Origin of the sequence: Streptomyces sp. NPDC102406, from assembly GCF_044765725.1 — a bacterium.
In the GTDB taxonomy this organism is placed as follows: domain Bacteria; phylum Actinomycetota; class Actinomycetes; order Streptomycetales; family Streptomycetaceae; genus Streptomyces.
The window spans coordinates 1,819,246-1,838,008 of record NZ_JBIWKP010000001.1 but is presented as its reverse complement, the minus strand read 5'-3'; the positions used below and the strand labels follow the sequence as shown (position 1 = coordinate 1,838,008).

The 18,763-nt window shown below is 71.5% G+C and carries 18 protein-coding genes; 9 read left to right on the top strand and 9 right to left on the bottom strand.

Annotated elements, in window-relative coordinates; translation table 11 throughout:
* Positions 1–75: 75 nt before the first annotated feature.
* Together fabI and fabG are read right to left on the bottom strand one after the other, a co-directional pair.
* Complete coding sequence (gene fabI, locus ACIRF8_RS08460; protein ID WP_404212135.1) at positions 76–861, bottom strand: enoyl-ACP reductase FabI; 786 nt, start codon at positions 859–861, stop codon at positions 76–78.
* A 5-nt stretch (positions 862–866) separates the two neighbouring features.
* Complete coding sequence (gene fabG, locus ACIRF8_RS08455) at positions 867–1,583, bottom strand: 3-oxoacyl-[acyl-carrier-protein] reductase (RefSeq protein ID WP_404212133.1); 717 nt, start codon at positions 1,581–1,583, stop codon at positions 867–869.
* A 185-nt stretch (positions 1,584–1,768) separates the two neighbouring features.
* On the opposite strand from fabG, the gene ACIRF8_RS08450 reads away from it, so the two are divergent.
* The 3 genes from ACIRF8_RS08450 to tyrS all read left to right on the top strand — a co-directional run bounded on the left by ACIRF8_RS08450 (position 1,769) and on the right by tyrS (position 6,019).
* The gene (locus ACIRF8_RS08450; protein ID WP_404212131.1) at positions 1,769–3,292 is read left to right on the top strand and encodes a TldD/PmbA family protein; all 1,524 of its coding nucleotides are present in this window, start codon (positions 1,769–1,771) and stop codon (positions 3,290–3,292) included.
* Positions 3,289–4,683 carry a metallopeptidase TldD-related protein gene (locus tag ACIRF8_RS08445; RefSeq protein ID WP_404212129.1) on the top strand — a complete coding sequence of 465 codons (1,395 nt, stop codon included), beginning with the start codon at positions 3,289–3,291 and terminating at the stop codon, positions 4,681–4,683. The genes ACIRF8_RS08450 and ACIRF8_RS08445 overlap by 4 nt, the downstream gene beginning before the upstream one ends.
* Before the next feature lie 64 nt (positions 4,684–4,747).
* Positions 4,748–6,019: a tyrosine--tRNA ligase gene (gene tyrS / locus ACIRF8_RS08440; RefSeq protein ID WP_404212127.1), complete on the top strand. Its 1,272-nt coding sequence runs from the start codon at positions 4,748–4,750 to the stop codon at positions 6,017–6,019.
* Between the two features lie 79 nt (positions 6,020–6,098).
* Here the strand turns inward: tyrS and ACIRF8_RS08435 are convergent, their stop codons facing one another.
* The gene (locus ACIRF8_RS08435) at positions 6,099–6,374 is read right to left on the bottom strand and encodes a GlsB/YeaQ/YmgE family stress response membrane protein (protein WP_404212125.1); all 276 of its coding nucleotides are present in this window, start codon (positions 6,372–6,374) and stop codon (positions 6,099–6,101) included.
* A gap of 225 nt (positions 6,375–6,599) precedes the next feature.
* Here ACIRF8_RS08435 and ACIRF8_RS08430 point away from each other — a divergent pair, with 225 nt between their 5' ends.
* A complete protein-coding gene (locus ACIRF8_RS08430; RefSeq protein ID WP_404212123.1) occupies positions 6,600–6,950 on the top strand; it encodes a DUF3099 domain-containing protein in 351 nt (116 codons plus the stop codon).
* Between the two features lie 239 nt (positions 6,951–7,189).
* Entirely contained in the window at positions 7,190–7,429 is a 240-nt protein-coding gene (locus ACIRF8_RS08425) for a hypothetical protein (protein WP_404212121.1), read from the top strand.
* A 25-nt stretch (positions 7,430–7,454) separates the two neighbouring features.
* Here ACIRF8_RS08425 and moaA read toward each other — a convergent pair whose 3' ends face one another.
* From moaA to ACIRF8_RS08410, 3 genes are all read right to left on the bottom strand, one after another.
* Positions 7,455–8,453 (bottom strand): GTP 3',8-cyclase MoaA, encoded by a 999-nt coding sequence (gene moaA / locus ACIRF8_RS08420; RefSeq protein ID WP_404212119.1) that lies wholly within the window; start codon positions 8,451–8,453, stop codon positions 7,455–7,457.
* A gap of 153 nt (positions 8,454–8,606) precedes the next feature.
* Positions 8,607–10,232: a cation acetate symporter gene (locus ACIRF8_RS08415; RefSeq protein WP_404212117.1), complete on the bottom strand. Its 1,626-nt coding sequence runs from the start codon at positions 10,230–10,232 to the stop codon at positions 8,607–8,609.
* Positions 10,229–10,597 carry a DUF485 domain-containing protein gene (locus ACIRF8_RS08410; protein ID WP_404212115.1) on the bottom strand — a complete coding sequence of 123 codons (369 nt, stop codon included), beginning with the start codon at positions 10,595–10,597 and terminating at the stop codon, positions 10,229–10,231. Before ACIRF8_RS08410 ends, ACIRF8_RS08415 begins: the two co-directional genes overlap by 4 nt.
* A 321-nt stretch (positions 10,598–10,918) precedes the next feature.
* On the opposite strand from ACIRF8_RS08410, the gene ACIRF8_RS08405 reads away from it, so the two are divergent.
* The 4 genes from ACIRF8_RS08405 (at position 10,919) to ACIRF8_RS08390 (ending at position 16,027) form a co-directional block, all read left to right on the top strand.
* On the top strand, positions 10,919–12,454 hold the full coding sequence (locus tag ACIRF8_RS08405) for a S8 family serine peptidase (RefSeq protein WP_404212113.1): 1,536 nt from the start codon (positions 10,919–10,921) through the stop codon (positions 12,452–12,454).
* A gap of 11 nt (positions 12,455–12,465) precedes the next feature.
* Positions 12,466–13,974 carry a S8 family serine peptidase gene (locus ACIRF8_RS08400; protein ID WP_404212111.1) on the top strand — a complete coding sequence of 503 codons (1,509 nt, stop codon included), beginning with the start codon at positions 12,466–12,468 and terminating at the stop codon, positions 13,972–13,974.
* A gap of 66 nt (positions 13,975–14,040) precedes the next feature.
* Complete coding sequence (locus tag ACIRF8_RS08395) at positions 14,041–15,408, top strand: CoA transferase (protein ID WP_404212109.1); 1,368 nt, start codon at positions 14,041–14,043, stop codon at positions 15,406–15,408.
* 376 nt (positions 15,409–15,784) lie between these two features.
* Positions 15,785–16,027 (top strand): hypothetical protein, encoded by a 243-nt coding sequence (locus ACIRF8_RS08390; protein WP_404212107.1) that lies wholly within the window; start codon positions 15,785–15,787, stop codon positions 16,025–16,027.
* Here the strand turns inward: ACIRF8_RS08390 and ACIRF8_RS08385 are convergent.
* Genes ACIRF8_RS08385 through ACIRF8_RS08375 form a run of 3 tightly spaced genes read right to left on the bottom strand, consistent with a single transcriptional unit; the run spans position 16,017 to position 18,663 of the window.
* Positions 16,017–17,060 carry a zinc-dependent alcohol dehydrogenase family protein gene (locus ACIRF8_RS08385; RefSeq protein ID WP_404212105.1) on the bottom strand — a complete coding sequence of 348 codons (1,044 nt, stop codon included), beginning with the start codon at positions 17,058–17,060 and terminating at the stop codon, positions 16,017–16,019. The genes ACIRF8_RS08390 and ACIRF8_RS08385 overlap by 11 nt on opposite strands.
* Before the next feature lie 47 nt (positions 17,061–17,107).
* Positions 17,108–17,782, bottom strand: coding sequence for a lysoplasmalogenase (locus ACIRF8_RS08380; RefSeq protein ID WP_404212103.1), 675 nt, complete (start codon positions 17,780–17,782; stop codon positions 17,108–17,110).
* Positions 17,779–18,663: a sterol desaturase family protein gene (locus ACIRF8_RS08375; RefSeq protein ID WP_404212101.1), complete on the bottom strand. Its 885-nt coding sequence runs from the start codon at positions 18,661–18,663 to the stop codon at positions 17,779–17,781. The genes ACIRF8_RS08380 and ACIRF8_RS08375 overlap by 4 nt, the downstream gene beginning before the upstream one ends.
* Between the last annotated feature and the right edge of the window lie 100 nt (positions 18,664–18,763).

The following is an 18,763-nucleotide window of genomic DNA, read 5'->3' as shown; positions in this document are numbered from 1 at the left end:
GCACCCAGCGTGCGCGGAGGTCCCTCGTGACTGCCCGGCCGGTGACCCGAACGGGGGACCCCTGAGGGGTTCTGGTCAGGCGCCGATGGCGTGCAGGCCGCCGTCCACGTGGATGATCTCGCCCGTCGTCTTGGGGAACCAGTCCGACAGCAGGGCGACGATGCCCCTGCCCGCGGGCTCCGGGTCGGCGAGGTCCCACTCCAGCGGGGAGCGGCTGTCCCAGACCGCGGCCAGCTCGGTGAAGCCGGGGATCGACTTCGCGGCCATGGAACCGATCGGGCCCGCCGAGATCAGGTTGCAGCGGATGTTCTGCTTGCCCAGGTCACGCGCCATGTAGCGGCTGGTGGCCTCCAGGGCGGCCTTGGCCGGGCCCATCCAGTCGTACTGCGGCCACGCGAACTGCGCGTCGAAGGTGAGGCCGACGACGGAACCGCCCTCGCTCATCAGCGGCAGCAGCGCCTTGGTCAGCGACTTCAGGGAGAAGGCGGAGACGTGCATGGCCGTGGCGACGGACTCGAACGGCGTGTTCAGGAAGTTGCCGCCGAGCGCGTCCTGCGGCGCGAAGCCGATGGAGTGCACGACACCGTCGATACGGTCGCCGAGGTGCTCGCGGACCTGGCCCTCAAGCCGGGCCAGGTGCTCGTCGTTGGAGACGTCGAGCTCCAGCACCTTGACCTTGTCGGGCCGGGGCAGCTTCTTGGCGATGCGCTCGGTGAGCGTCGGCCGCGGCCAGGCGGTGAGGATGATCTCCGCACCCTGCTCCTGGGCCAGCTTCGCGGTGTGGAAGGCGATGGAGGACTCCATCAGCACACCGGTGATGAGGATGCGCTTGCCCTCGAGGATTCCGCCAGTGCTAGTCATCGTTCTCAGTGACCCATGCCCAATCCGCCGTCAACCGGGATGACGGCACCAGTGATGTACGAAGCGTCGTCGGAGGCGAGGAACCTGACCGCGGAGGCGATCTCCTCGACCCGCGCGTACCGGCCGAGCGGCACCTGCGTCACGATGTTCGCGCGCTGCTCGTCCGTGAGCGCCTGGGTCATGTCGGTGTCGACAAAACCGGGGGCGACGACGTTGAAGGTGATGTTGCGCGACCCCAGCTCACGGGCGAGGGACCGGGCGAATCCGACCAGGCCCGCCTTGGAGGCGGCGTAGTTCGCCTGCCCCGCCGAACCGAGCAGGCCGACGACGGAGGAGATCAGCACGACGCGGCCCTTCTTGGCGCGCAGCATGCCGCGGTTGGCGCGCTTGACGACCCGGAAGGTGCCGGTGAGGTTGGTGTCGAGGACGGACGTGAAGTCCTCCTCGGACATGCGCATGAGGAGCTGGTCCTTGGTGACGCCCGCGTTGGCGACCAGGACCTCGACGGGGCCGTGCTTCTCCTCGATCTCCTTGTAGGCCTGCTCCACCTGCTCCGTATCGGTGATGTCGCACTTGACGGCCAGGAAGCCCTGCTTCTCGAGCTCCGCCGGGTCGCCCGAGCGGTACGTGATCGCGACCTTGTCGCCGGCCTCCGCGAATACGCGGGCGATGGCGAGGCCAATGCCCCGGTTTCCTCCGGTGACGAGAACCGAGCGGCTCAACGGATCACCCTTTCGATAGCGGTGGTGGTACCTCGAAAACCTATCGGTACGACCCTTCGTACGGAGAATCGCCCACCGACAGTGACGTACCCGACTCGCTGTCGAGTCCCTACAGAAAGCTCTGGCAGCGAGCCGTGCCGCACGACATGATCGGGGCGACGGACGTGGACGACAGGGAGACATTCGTGCCTCATACGATCGATGAAGCCTTCACGGCGCTCCCCCTGCGGGCTCTCGCCGACGCGGCCCTCGCCCGCGCGCGTGCGCTGGGCGCGGAGCACGCGGACTTCCGGCTGGAGCGCGTACGCAGTGGGGAGATGCGGCTGCGGGACGCCAGGCCGGCGGGGTCCTCGGACACCACGGACCTCGGGTACGCGGTGCGGGTGGTGCACGGGGGCACGTGGGGCTTCGCGTCCGGCGTCGACCTGACGATGGACGCCGCGGCGAAGGTGGCGTCCCAGGCCGTGGCGATGGCGAAGCTCAGCGCGCAGGTCATCAAGGCGGCCGGGTCCGACGAGCGGGTCGAGCTGGCGGACGAGCCGGTGTACGCGGACCGGACCTGGGTCTCCTCGTACGGGATCGATCCCTTCTCCGTGCCGGAGGAGGAGCGGGCGGGGCTGCTCGCCGACTGGAGCGCGCGGCTGCTCGCGGCCGACGGGGTCAGCCACGTGGACGCCTCACTGCTGTGCGTGCACGAGAACAAGTTCTACGCGGACACGGCCGGGACCGCGACGACGCAGCAGCGGGTACGCCTGCACCCGCAGCTCACCGCCGTCGCCGTGGACGACGCGAGCGGCGAGTTCGACTCGATGCGCACGCTGGCGCCGCCGGCCGGCCGGGGCTGGGAGTACCTGACGGGCACCGGGTGGGACTGGGACGCCGAGCTGGCCGAGATTCCCGGGCTGCTGGCGGAGAAGATGCGGGCGCCGAGCGTGCGGGCGGGCTCGTACGACCTGGTCGTGGACCCGTCCAATCTGTGGCTGACCATCCACGAGTCCATCGGGCACGCCACCGAGCTGGACCGGGCGCTCGGCTACGAGGCGGCGTACGCGGGCACGTCCTTCGCCACCTTCGATCAGCTCGGCAAGCTCAAGTACGGCTCCGAGATCATGAACGTCACCGGGGACCGCACCGCCGAGCACGGGCTCGCCACCATCGGCTACGACGACGAGGGCGTGGCCGGGCAGTCCTGGGACCTGGTGAAGGACGGGACGCTGGTCGGCTACCAACTGGACCGCAGGATCGCGCGGCTGACCGGGTTCGAGCGGTCCAACGGCTGCGCGTACGCCGACTCCCCCGGCCACGTGCCCGTGCAGCGGATGGCGAACGTGTCGCTGCAACCGGATCCGGGCGGCCTGTCGACCGATGACCTGATCGCGGGGGTCGACCACGGGCTGTACCTCGTCGGCGACCGGTCCTGGTCCATCGACATGCAGCGGTACAACTTCCAGTTCACGGCCCAGCGGGCGTACGAGATCCGGGGCGGGCGGCTCGCCGGGCAGGTGCGGGACTTCGCCTACCAGGCGACGACGACCGACTTCTGGGGTTCGATGGCGGCGGTCGGCGGCCCGCAGACCTATGTCCTCGGCGGCGCCTTCAACTGCGGCAAGGCCCAGCCGGGCCAGGTCGCGGCCGTTTCGCACGGCTGCCCCTCGGCCCTCTTCAAGGGCGTCAACATTCTGAACACGACGCAGGAGGCGGGTCGATGAGCGGCCGCAGCAGCAAGCCGTACGAGATCGTCGAGCGCGCCCTGGAGCTGTCCCGGGCCGACGGTTGCGTCGTCATCGCCGACGAGACGTCCACCGCCAATCTGCGCTGGGCGGGCAACGCGCTCACCACCAACGGGGTCACCCGCGGGCGGACGCTGACCGTCGTCGCGACGGTCGACGGCAAGGAGGGCACGGCCACCGGCGTCGTCTCCCGGTCCGCCGTGACCGCCGCCGACCTCGAACCGCTGGTGCGGGCGGCCGAGGAGGCCGCGGCGAAGGCCGGGCCCGCCGAGGACGCGCAGCCGCTCGTCGAGGGTGTGGCGGCCTCCCCCGACTTCACGGAGGCGCCCGCCGAGACCTCGTCGGCCGTGTTCGCGGACTTCGCGCCCGCCCTCGGCGAGGCCTTCGCGCGGGCCCGGGCCGGTGGGCGCGAGCTGTACGGCTTCGCCAACCACGAGCTGACCTCCAGCTACCTGGGTACGTCGACGGGGCTGCGGCTGCGGCACGACCAGCCCGACGGGACGCTCGAACTGAACGCCAAGTCGCCGGACCGCAGGCGCTCGGCGTGGGCGGGATGCTCGACGCGGGACTTCAAGGACGTCGATCCGGCGGCGCTGGACGCGGAACTGGCGACGCGGCTCGGCTGGGCCGAGCGCCGCGTGGAGCTGCCCGCGGGGCGCTACGAGACGCTGCTGCCGCCGACGGCCGTGGCCGACCTGCTGATCTATCTGCTGTGGTCGGCGGGGGCACGGGACGCGGCGGAGGGCAGGACCGTGTTCTCCAAGCCCGGGGGCGGCACGCGCGTCGGCGAGCGGCTGAGCGAGTTGCCGCTGACGCTGCGCAGCGACCCGCACGCGCCGGGGATCGAGTCCGCGCCGTTCGTCCTCGCGCACACCTCGGGGGACGACGCGTCCGTCTTCGACAACGGGTTGCCGGTCGCCGCCACCGAGTGGATCGCGGGCGGCGAGCTGCGGCATCTGACGACCACGCGGCACAGCGCCGCTCTCACCGGCCTGCCGGTCGCCCCGGCCGGGGACAACCTGATCCTCGACGGTGGTTCCGGGAAGTCCCTTGACGAGATGGTCGCGGCCACCGAGCGCGGGCTGCTGCTGACCTGCCTCTGGTACATCCGCGAGGTCGATCCGGCCACGCTGCTGCTGACCGGGCTGACCCGCGACGGCGTGTACCTGGTGGAGGGGGGCGAGGTCGTGGGCGAGGTGAACAACTTCCGGTTCAACGAGTCGCCGGTCGACCTGCTGAGCCGGGCCACCGAGGCCGGACGGACGGAGAAGACCCTGCCGAGGGAGTGGGGCGACTGGTTCACCAAGGCGGCGATGCCCGCGCTGCGCGTACCGGACTTCAACATGAGTTCGGTCAGCCAGGGCGTCTGACCTCCCGGGATTCGCCCATAGACTGGCCGGGACACAACAGCACTGTTCGAGGAGACACGGAACCGTGACGGACATCGTCGACGAACTCAAGTGGCGTGGGCTCATCGCCCTGTCCACCGACGAGGACGCGCTGCGCAAGGCGTTCGCGGACGGTCCTGTCACGTTCTATTGCGGCTTCGATCCGACCGCGCCCAGCCTGCACCTGGGCAACCTGGTGCAGATCCTCACGATGCGGCGCATGCAGCGGGCGGGGCACCGCCCGCTGGCCCTGGTCGGCGGCGCCACCGGTCTGATCGGGGACCCGAAGCCGAACTCCGAGCGCACGCTGAACTCGCCCGAGATCGTCGCCGGCTGGGTCGAGCGGCTGCGCGGCCAGATCGCGCCGCTGCTCGACTTCGAGGGTCCGAACGCCGCGGTGATGGTGAACAACCTGGACTGGACGTCCGGCCTGTCCGCCATCGAGTTCCTGCGCGACGTGGGCAAGTACTTCCGGGTCAACAAGATGATCGCGAAGGAGGCCGTCTCGCGGCGGCTCAACTCGGACGCGGGCATCAGCTACACCGAGTTCAGCTACCAGATCCTCCAGGGGATGGACTTCCTCAAGCTGTACGAGAGCCACGGCTGCGTCCTCCAGACCGGCGGCACCGACCAGTGGGGCAACCTGACCTCCGGCACGGACCTGATCCACCGGGTCCATCCGGAGGCCGTGGTGCACGCCCTCGGCATCCCGCTGCTCACCAAGGCGGACGGCACCAAGTTCGGCAAGACCGAGTCCGGCACCATCTGGCTGGACCCGGAGATGTTCTCGCCGTACGCCTTCTACCAGTTCTGGCTGAACGCGGACGACCGGGACATCGCCAAGTACCTGCGCGTCTTCAGCTTCAAGTCCCGCGAGGAGATCGAGGAGCTGGAGCGGCTGACCGCCGAGCGCCCGCAGGCCCGCGCCGCGCAGCGGGCGCTCGCCGAGGAGCTGACGACGCTGGTGCACGGCGCCGACCAGACGGCCGCGGTGGTCTCCGCGTCCAAGGCGCTGTTCGGGCAGGGCGACGGGAACCTGGCGGATCTGGACGAGGCGACGCTGGCCGCCGCGCTCTCCGAGCTGCCGAGGGCCGAGGTCGCCGAGCTCGGTCCGGTCGTCGATCTGTTCGCCGAGGTCGGCCTCGTCGCGAGCAAGTCCGCCGCGCGCCGGACCGTGAAGGAGGGCGGCGCGTACGTGAACAACGTCAAGGTCGCCGCCGAGGACTTCGTGCCGGGCGCCGACCAGTTGCTGCACGGGCGGTGGCTGGTGCTGCGGCGCGGCAAGAAGAACCTGGCCGCGGTCGAGGTCAAAGCCTGATCCACGCCGCCGCACACGCAGCCCTGAGGGGGCCGGCTCCGTCGCATGTGACGACGGAACCGGCCCCCTCGGGCGTCGGCTAGGCCCTGCTCTTCTTGCCGCGCAGGGCAACCCAGGCCATCTCACCGACGCCGACCACCACCACCGCGCCGATCAACTGCAGCAGGTGCCGGATCCAGTCGATGCCCTTGGTGTCGTTGACCCCGAGGCCCGTGGCGGCCCAGTTGCCCAGGACGCTGCCGAGGATTCCGAAGACCGCCGTCAGCCACAGCGGGATCTGCTGCTTGCCCGGCAGGATCGCCTTCGCGATCAGACCGAGCACGAGTCCCACGATGATTGCCCACAACCAGCTCATGCCGTCGCCTCCTCATGCGGCGTGTGAGTACGCGCATGCGCACCGTTCGATCAGTTTCTGTCCGTAGTCCGTACGGCGCATGTCGGGCGGCTCCATACGCGGTACGGCGCAGGCCACACGCCCGGTCCCGGCCTCCCCCGGTCTCGTGGCCGACGCAGCCCGGGCGTACCGTGGAGGCAGTCCGGTCCGGGGAGAGTCCGGTCGATGGTCGGGTGGTGGAGAGTGATGCGGAAACGCAGCAGTAACGGCGGGGCACAGGTTTTCCGGATCACAGGAGCCCGGCAGGGGCTCGCGGACGACGTGCGTGGCCGCCAGCGCAAGTACGTCATCTCGATGTCGATCCGCACACTCTCGGTGATCCTCACCGCGGTGCTGTGGAACGTGCAGCGGCCGGTCGCCATCGTGACGCTGGTGTTCGGAGCCCTGCTCCCCTACGTCGCCGTGGTCATCGCCAACGCGGGCCGGGAGAACGCGCCGGGGCTGCCGTCGACCTTCGTGCCCGCCCCGGTACGCCCCATGATCGCCCCCGGTCCCGCCGTGACTCCCACGGAGCCCGCCGCGGAGGACCGCGGCTGAGCGCGGCCCGCTCCGGCCCGTGCGGCGGCTCCGGCCGACGTCACGCGAAGCTCAAGAAAAGCTCAGATCAATCATGAGGTTGAGGTGCCGGGCGACGGGTCTCGCGTGACATACTGCGTACGCGCTCCGCATCCCCCGTCGGAGCGACGGACCGACGCCGGGCAGCTCCCCCCGTGGCTGCTCGGCGTCGCCTTTTCCGGGGCGTCCAGGACCTTCGCCGCACGCTCTAAGGTGAACGCGTGAACCTCGCGAACCTTTCCGGACCCTCCCCCGCGACCCCTCAGTGCTCGGCCAAGGGCTGTCGCGGCGACGCGGTGTGGGTGCTCGCGTGGAACAACCCGAAGCTGCACACGCCGGAGCGGCGCAAGACGTGGCTGGCGTGCGAGGAGCACCGTGAGCACCTCGCCCAGTTCCTGAGTGTCCGCGGCTTCCTGAAGGACGTCGTGTCGCTGCCGGAGTGGGACGCCCGCGGGGAGTGAGGTCCCGGCGGACGGCCCCCCGGCGTCAGCCGCCGATCGCCGACATGGGCCTCTCGGGCTGGAGGAACGAGGGGTCGTCGAGGCCCGAGCCCGCCTTCTTGCCCCACATGGCCAGCTTCCACATGCGGGCGATGTTCTCGTCGCTGCCGTCGGGGCCCTCGGCCCTGAGCGCGGCACGCAGGTCGGTCTCCTCCGTGGCGAACAGGCAGGTGCGGACCTGGCCGTCGGCGGTGAGGCGGGTGCGGTCGCAGGCCGAGCAGAACGGGCGGGTGACCGAGGCGATGACGCCGACGCGGTGCGGGCCGCCGTCGACGACCCAGCGCTCGGCCGGCGCGGAGCCCCGCTCGTCGGAGCCCTCCTCGGTGAGCTCGAAGCGCGTACGCAGGGAGGCGAGGATGTCGCCCGCGGTGATCATGCCGTCGCGCTTCCAGCCGTGCTGGGCGTCGAGCGGCATCTGCTCGATGAAGCGCAGCTCGTAGCCGTGCTCGACCGCCCAGGCGAGCAGCTCGGGGGCCTCGTCCTCGTTCAGCCCCGGCATCAGGACCGAGTTGATCTTCACGGGGGTCAGGCCCGCCTCGTGGGCGGCGGCCAGGCCCTCGATGACGTCCTTGTGGCGATCGCGGCGGGTCAGCGTCTTGAAGACGTCGGGGCGCAGCGTGTCCAGGGAGACGTTGACCCGGTCGAGGCCGGCCTGCTTCAGGGCCGCGGCGGTGCGCTTGAGGCCGATCCCGTTCGTCGTCAGGGACATCTTGGGGCGGGGGGCGAGCGCGGCGACGCGCTCGACGATGCCGACCAGGCCCGGGCGCAGCAGGGGCTCGCCGCCGGTGAAGCGGACCTCGGTGATGCCGAGGTGGGTGACGGCGATGCGGACGAGGCGGACGATCTCGTCGTCCGTGAGCAGGTCCGGCTTGGCCAGCCATTGGAGGCCCTCTTCGGGCATGCAGTACGTGCAGCGCAGATTGCACCGGTCGGTCAGCGAGACCCGTAGGTCGGTCGCGACGCGGCCGTAGGTGTCGATGAGCACGTGGGCCCCCTCCCTGGTACGTGTCCTGCCTTGTACCGCCGAGCCTACGTGACGGGTCCGACAGAGGGAGGCCGGTGATCCCACGAGGGCGCCCCGCCCCCGTCGTAGAGAGCTACGAGCGGTCCACGACGGGGGCGGGGGCGACGGCGCGGGTCAGTGGGCTCCGGTGCCGGTGAGGGACCGGACCTCCAGTTCGGCGTACTTGCCCTTGTCGGCCTTCTCCTTGGCCACGTAGGTGCCGACGACGCCGAGCAGGAAACCGACCGGGATCGAGATGATGCCGGGGTTCTCCAGCGGGAACCAGTGGAAGTCGACGCCCTTGAACATGGAGGTCTTCGGGTTGCCGGAGACGACGGGCGAGAAGAGGACGAGGAAGACCGCCGTGAACAGGCCGCCGTAGATCGACCACAGGGCCCCGCTGGTGTTGAACCGCTTCCAGAAGAGGCTGTAGAGGATCGTCGGCAGGTTCGCGGACGCGGCGACGGCGAACGCGAGGGCGACGAGTCCGGCCACGTTGAGGTCGCGGGCGAGGGCGCCCAGGGCGATCGAGATGATGCCGATGAAGACGGTGGCCCAGCGGGCGGCCTGCATCTCCTGCTTCTCGCTCGCCTTGCCGCGCTTGATGACGTTGGCGTAGATGTCGTGCGCGAACGAGGAGGACGAGGCGAGGGTGAGGCCCGCGACGACCGCGAGGATCGTGGCGAACGCGACCGCGGAGATGGACGCCAGCAGGATCGCCCCCCAGTTGGAGTCGACGCCGCCGAGATGGAGCGCGAGCAGGGGGGCCGCCGTGTTGCCCGCCGGGTTGGAGGCGATGATCTCGGCGGGCTTGATGAGGGCGGCGGCGCCGAAGCCGAGGGCGATCGTCATGAGGTAGAAGGCGCCGATGATGCCGATGGCCCAGTTGACCGACTTACGGGCGGCCTTGGCCGTCGGCACCGTGTAGAAGCGGATCAGGATGTGCGGCAGCCCCGCGGTGCCGAGCACGAGGGCGATGCCGAGCGAGAGGAAGTCGATCTTCGAGGTGGCCGTGGCGCCGTACTTGAGGCCGGGCTCCAGGAACGCCGAACCCTTGCCGCTGTTGTCGGCGGCGGTGCCCAGCAGGTCCGAGACGTTGAAGTCGAACTTCAGCAGGACCAGGAAGGTGAGCAGGATCGTGCCCGCGATCAGGAGCACGGCCTTGACCATCTGCACCCAGGTGGTGCCCTTCATGCCGCCGATGGTGACGTACACGATCATCAGTACGCCGACCAGGGCGACAATGCCGATCTTGCCCGCGTCCGAGGTGATGCCGAGCAGCAGCGAGACGAGGACGCCCGCGCCGGCCATCTGTGCGAGCAGGTAGAAGATCGAGACGACGATCGTGGAGGTGCCCGCGGCCGTGCGGACGGGCCGCTGGCGCATGCGGTAGGCGAGGACGTCGCCCATCGTGTACCGGCCGGAGTTGCGCAGCGGTTCGGCGACCAGGAGGAGCGCGACCAGCCAGGCGACCAGGAAGCCGATGGAGTAGAGGAAACCGTCGTAGCCGAAGAGGGCGATGGCGCCCGCGATCCCGAGGAAGGAGGCGGCGGACATGTAGTCGCCGGAGACGGCGAGGCCGTTCTGGAAGGCGGTGAACTGGCGCCCTCCCGCGTAGAAGTCGGCGGCGCTCTTGGTCTGGCGGCCCGCCCATACGGTGATGACGAGGGTCGCGGCGACGAACACCGCGAACAGGCTGATGATCAGCGGCCGGTGTTCCCCGGCCTCTCCGGCGGCGAGTACGTGCACTGCGGGGCTCATGCGCCGCCCTCCATACGGGACTTGATGGCTTCGGCCTTGGGGTCGAGCTTCGCGGCGGAGTACCGCGAGTACCACCAGGCGATGAGGAACGTGGTCAGGAACTGGGCGAGGCCGAGCACCAGGGCCACGTTGATGTTGCCGAAGAGCTTGGTGCCCATGAAGTCGCCCGCGTAGTTGGAGAGCAGGACGTAGACCAGGTACCAGGCGATGAAGGCGACGGTGAGCGGGAAGGCGAACGAGCGGTGCGCCCGGCGCAGTTCGGCGAACTCCGCGCTCTCCTGCGCCGCGACGAACTCCTCGGTGGAGGGCAGGATCCGGCCGGTTCCTGGATCGCCCTTCTGGGGTGGTGGTGCGTCGGTGGCCACGGAGTCTCCTTGTGATGCGGTGCTGTCGGGGACGGGGGGTCTCACAGTGACGTGGATCACCTGAGCCGGGTCGCGATCGTAGGGCTCTCCGGCGTGATCCAACAGGGGGCCGGATCGTGCGGGTGCCCCCGCACAACGGCACGGGGGTACGCGCGCCCCGGTTCAACTCACCTGATTTCTTTCGGAACTCGTTGCTGACCTGCGGCGACTAGAGATACGTTCACACCGCACCACGCGTCATGCACCTGCCCGGGCACCACTTGTGTTCGGGCTTTCCGCTTTTCCGTATTCACCGAATACGACGGATGATGTGGAGATCCCATGGCTCATCTGCCTGCCAGACGCCGCTTGGCCCTCGCCCTGCCGATCGGCATGGCGCTGACGGCCTCCTTCGGCTTCCTGCCGTCCGCCGCCGCCGTGCCCGCCGACTCCCCCGCGGTGACGGCCGGTTCGGCGGACTCGGCGTCCTCACTCTCGTACGTGGTGAACACGCGCGGCACCGACGCCCGCACGCTCGCCTCCGTGCGCAAGGCGATATCGGCGGCCGACGGCTCCATAGTCGAGACGTACGCGAAGATAGGCGTCTTCGTCGTCCACTCGGCCAACCCCGACTTCGGCAAGCAGCTCCGCGCCGTCCGGGGCGTGGCCTCGGCGGGCGCGACCCGCACCGCTCCGCTCAGCCTGGCCGGCACGACCGACGAGGGCGCGGCGCAGAAGCTGTCGAAGGCCGACGCCAAGGCGCTCGCCGCGAAGGCCACCTCGGCGCAGGAGCCGCTGGAGGCCGACCAGTGGGATCTGCGGGCGATGGGCGCGGACAAGGCCGCGAAGATCAACCCGGGCAGCCCGAAGGTCACCGTCGGCGTCATCGACACCGGCGTGGACGACACCCACCCCGACCTCGCCGCGAACTTCTCGGCCTCCCAGTCGGCGAGCTGTGTCGGCGGCAAGGCGGACACCTCGCCGGGCGCCTGGCGGCCCGCGAACCCCGACCACTACCACGGCACGCACGTCGCCGGTGAGATCGCCGCCGCGCGCAACGGGATCGGCGTCGCGGGCGTCGCGCCGGGCGTGAAGGTCGCGGGCATCAAGGTGGCCGACCCGGTCAGCGAGCTGTTCTACCCGGAGGCCGTCGTGTGCGCCTTCGTGTTCGCCGCCGACCACAGCATCGAGGTCACCAACAACAGCTACTACGTGGACCCGTGGCTGTACAACTGCATGGACGACCCCGACCAGCGGGCGATCGTCGACGCGGTGAACCGGGCCCAGCTCTACGCCCAGAAGAAGGGCACCCTGAACCTCGCCTCCGCGGGCAACTCCAACCACGACCTCGACGCGGACGCGATCCTGGACGACACCAGCCCGGACGACTCGACCCCGGTGGACCGCACGATCGATCCGCACACCTGCTTCGACGTCCCGACGCAGCTCCCGGGTGTGGTCACGGTCAGCTCGACCGGCGTGACCAAGTCCAAGGCGTACTACTCCAGTTACGGCAACGGCGTCATCGACATCGCGGCGCCGGGCGGCGACAAGTACCAGATCCCCTCCGACACCCCGTCGAAGAACGGCCGCATCCTCTCCACGATGCCGGGCGGCGAGTACGGCTGGCTCCAGGGCACGTCGATGGCGTCGCCGCACGCCGCCGGTGTCGCCGCGCTCCTGAAGTCGACGCACCCGAAGGCGTCTCCCGCCCAGGTGCAGGCGCTGATGAAGGCGCAGGCCGACGAGGAGGTCTGCCCCGCCTCGTACGACGGTGACGGCGACGGTGTCGTCGACGCGACCTGCGAGGGCGGCAAGCAGCGCAACGGCTTCTACGGGTACGGCATCGTCGACGCCCTCAAGGCCGTCAAGAAGTGAGGGCCACGCACATGAGAACCCGTCTCATCCGTGCCCTCGCGGTGCCCGCGGGGCTCGCCATGGCGTCCGCGCTGGCCGTCGTGCCGAACGCGGCGGCCACCTCCGACGCGCCCGTCGCCACGGACGGCCCGGCGCTCAGCTACGTCGTCAACGTCCGCCCCGGACACGGCGGTTCGAAGTGGGCGCGGCAGGCGATCGGCAAGGCGGGCGGCAGCGTCGTCATCGCGTACGACAAGATCGGCGTCCTTGTCGTCCACTCGAAGAACCCGGACTTCGGGCGGACGATCAGGTCCGTGCGGGGCGTCGAGTCGGCCGGTGCGACGCGCACCGCGCCGCTGGCCGCGCAGTCCAGCGACGACCTCGCCACCGAGCAGGTGCTGACGGCGGCGGAGGCCAAGAAGGCGGCTGCCGCGGCGACGTCGGCCCAGGACCCGCTGGAGCCGCTCCAGTGGGACCTGCCCGCCATCAAGGCGGACCGGGCCCACGAGAAGTCGCTCGGCAGCTCCCGGGTGACGGTCGGCGTGCTCGACTCGGGCGTGGACGACACCCACCCCGACATCGCGCCGAACTTCGACCGGAAGGCCTCCGCCAGTTGCCTGGGCGGCGTGCCCGTGCAGAAGGACGACGCCTGGCGTCCGGTGGCCGGGGAGTCCGACCACGGCATGCACGTGGCGGGCACCATCGCCGCCGCGAAGAACGGCGTCGGGGTCACCGGTGTCGCGCCCGGCGTCAAGGTCGCGAGCCTGAAGGTGGCCGAGCCGGCCACCGGCATGTACTACACGGAGGCCGTCGTCTGCGGCTTCGTGTGGGCGGCCGACCACGGCGTCGACGTCACCAACTCCAGCTACTACACCGACCCCTGGCTGTTCAACTGCACGACGGACGCCGACCAGAAGGCGCTCGTCACGGCCGTCACGCGGGCCACGCGGTACGCGGAGCGCAAGGGCGCCGTGAACGTCGCGGCGGCCGGCAACGCGGAGACGGACCTCGCGCAGGACGAGATCGTCGACGACTCCTCGCCCGACGACACGACACCGGTGCCGCGGACGATCAGCACGAAGGACTGCTTCGACATCCCCTCGCAGCTCCCCGGCGTGGTCACCGTCTCGGCGACGGGCGCCAAGGGCATCAAGGCGTCGTACTCGAACTGGGGCAAGGACGTCGTGGACATCACGGCCCCCGGCGGCGACTCCACCGCCTACCAGACGCCCGCTCCCCCGGCGACCAGCGGACTGATCCTGTCCACGCTGCCGGGCGGCCGTTACGGCTACAAGGCGGGTACGTCGATGGCGTCGCCCCACGTCGCGGGCGTCGCCGCGCTGATCAAGTCGACCCACCCGCACGCCTCGGCGGCGCAGGTGAAGGCGCTCCTCTACCGGGAGGCCGACGCGACGCCGTGCACCGACCCGTACGACATCGACGGTGACGGCACGGTCGACGCGGTCTGCGTGGGCGGCAAGAACAAGAACAGTTTCTACGGAGTGGGGACGGCGGACGCGCTGGACGCCGTGACCAAGTAGAGCCGCGCGGGGAGGGGCCGGGCCCCTCCCCGCCGCGCCGCGGGTACCGTCCGGCATAGTGCACGCATGACGCACCCGCCCGGTACCGCAGCCGTCTGGGACGCACTCGGTGGCGACCCCGCCCTGCTGTCCCGCATCTCGTACCTCACGCGCGCGGGGGCGCTGCCCGCACGCCTTCCCGTGCGCGCGCTGGCCCGCGCCTGCGTGGGCGCGTGCGCGCTCGCCGCCGCGGAACTGGCCGCCACGCGCGCGGGGCGACCCGTGGCGGAGGTGCGGGTGGACGACGGCGCGCTCGCGACCGCCTTCACCAGCGAGCGGCATCTGCGCGTCGACGGGCGCGCGCCGGTCAACTTCGCGCCCCTGTCGCGTTTCTGGCGCACCGCGGACGGCCGGGTGCGCACGCACGCGAACTACCCCCACCACCGGGCACGGCTGCGGGCGGTGCTCGGCGTCGGCCCGGACGCGACGGTGGAGGAGGTCGCGGAGCTGCTCGCCGGGCGGTCGGCGTACGAGGTCGAGGAGACGGTGTACGCGGCCGGGGGGCTGGCCGTCGCGCTGCGCACCCCCGAGCAGTGGGCCGCGCACCCGCAGGGCGCCGCGGTGGCGGCCCGCCCGCTGCTGTCCCGGGAACGGCTCGACGACGCCGCGCCCCGCGTCGTGCGGGGCGCCCGTCCGCCGCGCGTCCTCGACCTCACCCGGGTCATCGCGGGCCCGGTCGCCACGCGCACGCTGGCGCTGCTCGGGGCGGACGTGCTGCGGGTGGACGCGCCGGACCTGCCGGAGGACCCGGACGCGCACGCCGACACGGGTTTCGGGAAGCGTTCGACCCGGCTCGACCTGGCGCGCGGCGCCGACCGGCGGACCTTCGAGACGTTGCTGGCCGGTGCCGACGTGGTGGTCACGGGCTACCGGCCGGGCGCGCTCGACCGGTTCGGGCTGGCTCCGCGGGCGCTTCTCGAACGGCGTCCCGGGCTTGTGGTGGCGGAGTTGTCGGCGTGGGGCGCGTACGGGCCGTGGGCCGGGCGGCGCGGGTTCGACAGCCTCGTCCAGGCGGCGACCGGCATCGGGGCCGTCGAAGGCTCGGCGGCCGAACCGGGGGCGCTGCCCGCACAGGCGCTCGACCACGGCACCGGCTATCTGCTCGCGGCCGGGGTCCTGCGGGCCCTCACCGACCAGGCGCGGGAGGGCGGTTCCCGCGTGCTGGGTCTGGCGCTCGCACGGACGGCCCGGTGGCTGGTGCACGAACTGCCCCCGGAGCCGGTGGTGTCGGAAGGACGACTCGACCCCGCTCCGTGGCTGGCGGAGACCGACAGTGCGCTGGGCCGGTTGCGGTACGCGCTGCCGCCCGTGTCGTTCGCCGGCGGGCCCGCCGACTGGGCGCGGCCACCCGGGCGTTGGGGCACGGACGCACCGGTGTGGGCGAGCCATGGGTGAAAAGCGCACGCGGCCCGGTGCGAGGGACGGTGCCGGGGGGCCATCGCCGGGCTGCTGCTCGTCGCCGCCGCGCTGATCCCGGTGTTCGGACCACGGGCTGGGCTCGACGGCACCGGTGAGGCGGCGCCGCCCGGCGTCGGCGGCATCGCGCTGCTGCGGACGGTGCTGTTCGCCGCGTTGTGCGTCCAGGCGGGCGAGGTGTTCGCCGGGTCCCTCGCGCGCAAGGTGTCCCCGTCGCAGGAGGCACCGCGCACGTGGTCCCCGTACGCGGCGTGGGCGGGGTCCCTGGCCGCGCTCGGGCCGGCCTCGGTGGTGGCCGCTGGGAACCTGGTCCCGCACAGCCTTGCTTCCTGCCCCTGCTGTACGTACTGCGCGCGTGGCCGCGCTGCTGCTCGCCGCGCTCACCGCGACGGGGCTGTGCGGCACCCTGCGCCGAATGCCGCCGGGCACGGTCCTCGACCGGCTCCTGACGGCGCGGCCACGGCTGCGGCGGCGGGCGCGGGCCCATGCGAGCGCCTGCGTTCCCGCGCGCGCGGAGGTCGTGGCGGTGTCGGCGGTGCTGACGGCGCTGACGCCGCCGATCCGCTGGTGGCGCGCTGCGGGGGCGGCTAGTTGGTGATCATGACCTTGAGGGCGGTGCGCTGGTCCATCGCCTTGTAGCCGTCGGGCACACCCTCGATGCCGACCGTCATGTCGAAGACGGGCGACGGGTCGATCGTGCCGTCGAGGACATCGGGCAGCAGCTCGGGGATGTAGGCGCGGACGGGGGCGACGCCGCCGCGCAGCGCGATGTTCCGGTTGAACATGACGCCCAGGTCGAGGCCGGTGCCGCTGCCGTGCGGGACGCCGACGAAGCCGATGGCGCCGCCTGCGCGGGTGATGTCGACGGCGGTCCGCATGGACTGCTCGGTGCCGACGGCCTCGATCACGGCGTGGGCGCCCTGGCCGCCGGTGAGTGCGCGGACCGCCTCCACGGCCGCCTCGCCGCGTTCGGCGACGACGTCGGTGGCGCCGAAGCGCCGGGCGATCGCGGTGCGGCCCTCGTGGCGGCCGAGCGCGATGATCCGCTCGGCGCCGAGCCGCTGGGCCGCGAGGACGCCGCACAGGCCCACGGCGCCGTCCCCGACGACGGCGACGGTGGCGCCCTCGCGGACGCCCGCGCCGAGGGCCGCGTGGTGGCCGGTGCCCATGACGTCGGAGAGCGTGAGGAGGGCGGAGAGCAGGCAGTCGTCGGAGGCCGCCTCGGCGGGCAGCCGGACGAGGGTGCCGTCGGCGAAGGGGACACGTACGGCCTCGCCCTGTCCGCCGTCGTAGCCGACGGCGCCCCAGAAGCCGCCGTGCTCGCAGGACGTGGTGAGGCCCTCGCGGCAGTAGTCGCAGACGCCGTCGGACCACATGAAGGGCGCCACGACCAGATCGCCGCGCCCGACCGTGGAGACCTCGCTGCCGCTCTCCTCGACGATGCCGAGGAACTCGTGCCCGATGCGCTGGCCCGGCTGCCGTGCCGCCTCGCCCCGGTAGGCCCACAGGTCGCTGCCGCAGACGCAGGCGCGCAGCACGCGTACGACGGCGTCGGTGGGCAGCCGCACGACGGGATCGGGGACGTCCTCCACCCGCAGGTCGTACGGGGCGTGGATGGTGGTGGCGCGCATGGGGTGGTTCCTTCGGTGCGGTGCCGCGCCTTCGGTGAAGGCGCAGGTCAGTGCGGGGTGCGCCAGGTTTCGGCGCCCCTTTCACGGTACGCCGCCCCTTGCGCGGCGCGCGCCCCGAGCACGCCCCGGACCAGCAGGTACTGCGCCGCCACGTAGGTGAGCATCACCCAGAGGTCGGGGCGCGGCAGCGCGGGCCAGTCGGCCACGCCCGCCGCGATGAGCGAGTCGGACAGCAGGAAGAGGGCGCCGCCGATGCCGGTCACGAGGCCGAGGCGGGAGGCGCCGTACGCCATGGCGGTGAGCAGCACGCTGTAGGCGGCGACGGGCCCGCGCATGTCCCGGGGTAGGTCGGGCCAGAGCGCCGCGACGGTGCCGGCGAGGGCGAGGCAGTACGCGGCGCCGAGCAGGGCTCCTCGCGCGCGGGGCGTCCCGTACCGCTTGAACAGCACGAGGTAGCAGACGTGCCCGGCGGCGAAGCAGCCCATCCCGGCGAGGAACGCGGCGTCCCGGTCGATCAGGAGCAGGACGTCGCCGCCCCACCCGAGCAGCAGGGCGGCGCGGAGCGGTCGGGGCCCGCCGCAGGCGACGACGTACGCCACGAGCAGGGGCATGAGGAGGGGTTTGGCGACGGTGTGCCCCGTGTCCGATCCGGCGAGGAGCGCGCCGAGGTCGACGGCGCACACGAGGAGGAAGCCGGTGCGCAGTGCCCGCGGGAGGGTCACGCGGCGCCCTCGGTGGCCTTGGCCGGGGCGCTCGGGGCGGTGGCGGGCCCGGATTGCCATCCGGGGCCGCGAAAGACGCGTCCGGCCCGCTCGCGCCAACTGGTCGCCGCCTTGAGGTCCCTGGCGATCGCCGCGTACTCGTGGGTGGCGACGCGCAGCGGGTTGTAGGTGCTGATGTTCTTGGTCAGCCCGAACACGGGCCGGTCGCCCTCCGCGACCCACGAGCCGAAGAGGCGGTCCCAGACGATGAGGATGCCGCCGAAGTTGCGGTCCAGGTAGCCGCCTTGGGAGGCGTGGTGGACGCGGTGGTGGGAGGGCGTGTTGAAGACGTACTCGACGGGGCGCCACAGTGTGTCGATGCGTTCGGTGTGGATCCAGAACTGGTAGACGAGGTTGGCCGACGAGCAGAACGCGAGCGCCGCCGGGTGCACACCGCAGGCGATGAGCGGCAGGTAGAACGGCCACACGGTGAGGCTCGTCCAGGGCTGGCGCAACGCGGTCGACAGGTTGAACTTGCGGCTTGAGTGGTGCACCACGTGGCACGCCCACAGGATGCGGACGACGTGGTGCCCGCGGTGCGACCAGTAGTAGAAGAAGTCCTGTCCGAGCAGCATCAGGGGGATCGTCCACCACAGGACGGGCACGCGCAGCGGCGTCAGTTCGTAGAGCGCCGAGTAGACGGCGACGATGGGGATCTTCCAGAGGAAGTCGAAGACGAGGCTTCCCAGACCCATGGTGATGCTGGTGGCCGCGTCCTTGGTCTCGTACCCGGCGGCGTCCTCGTCGGGGTGGATCCGCACGCTGACGATCTCGACGATCGTGAGCAGCACGAAGGCGGGGATCGACCAGAGCACGACATCGGGCAGGTTCGGCGACGACATGCGTGCACCGTACGGGCGGGTGGCGGGCCCCGGCTAGGGGTTGTTACCGACAAGTATTACCGGCGGTACGCGATCGGATTCCGCCGGGGCGCGCCACCGC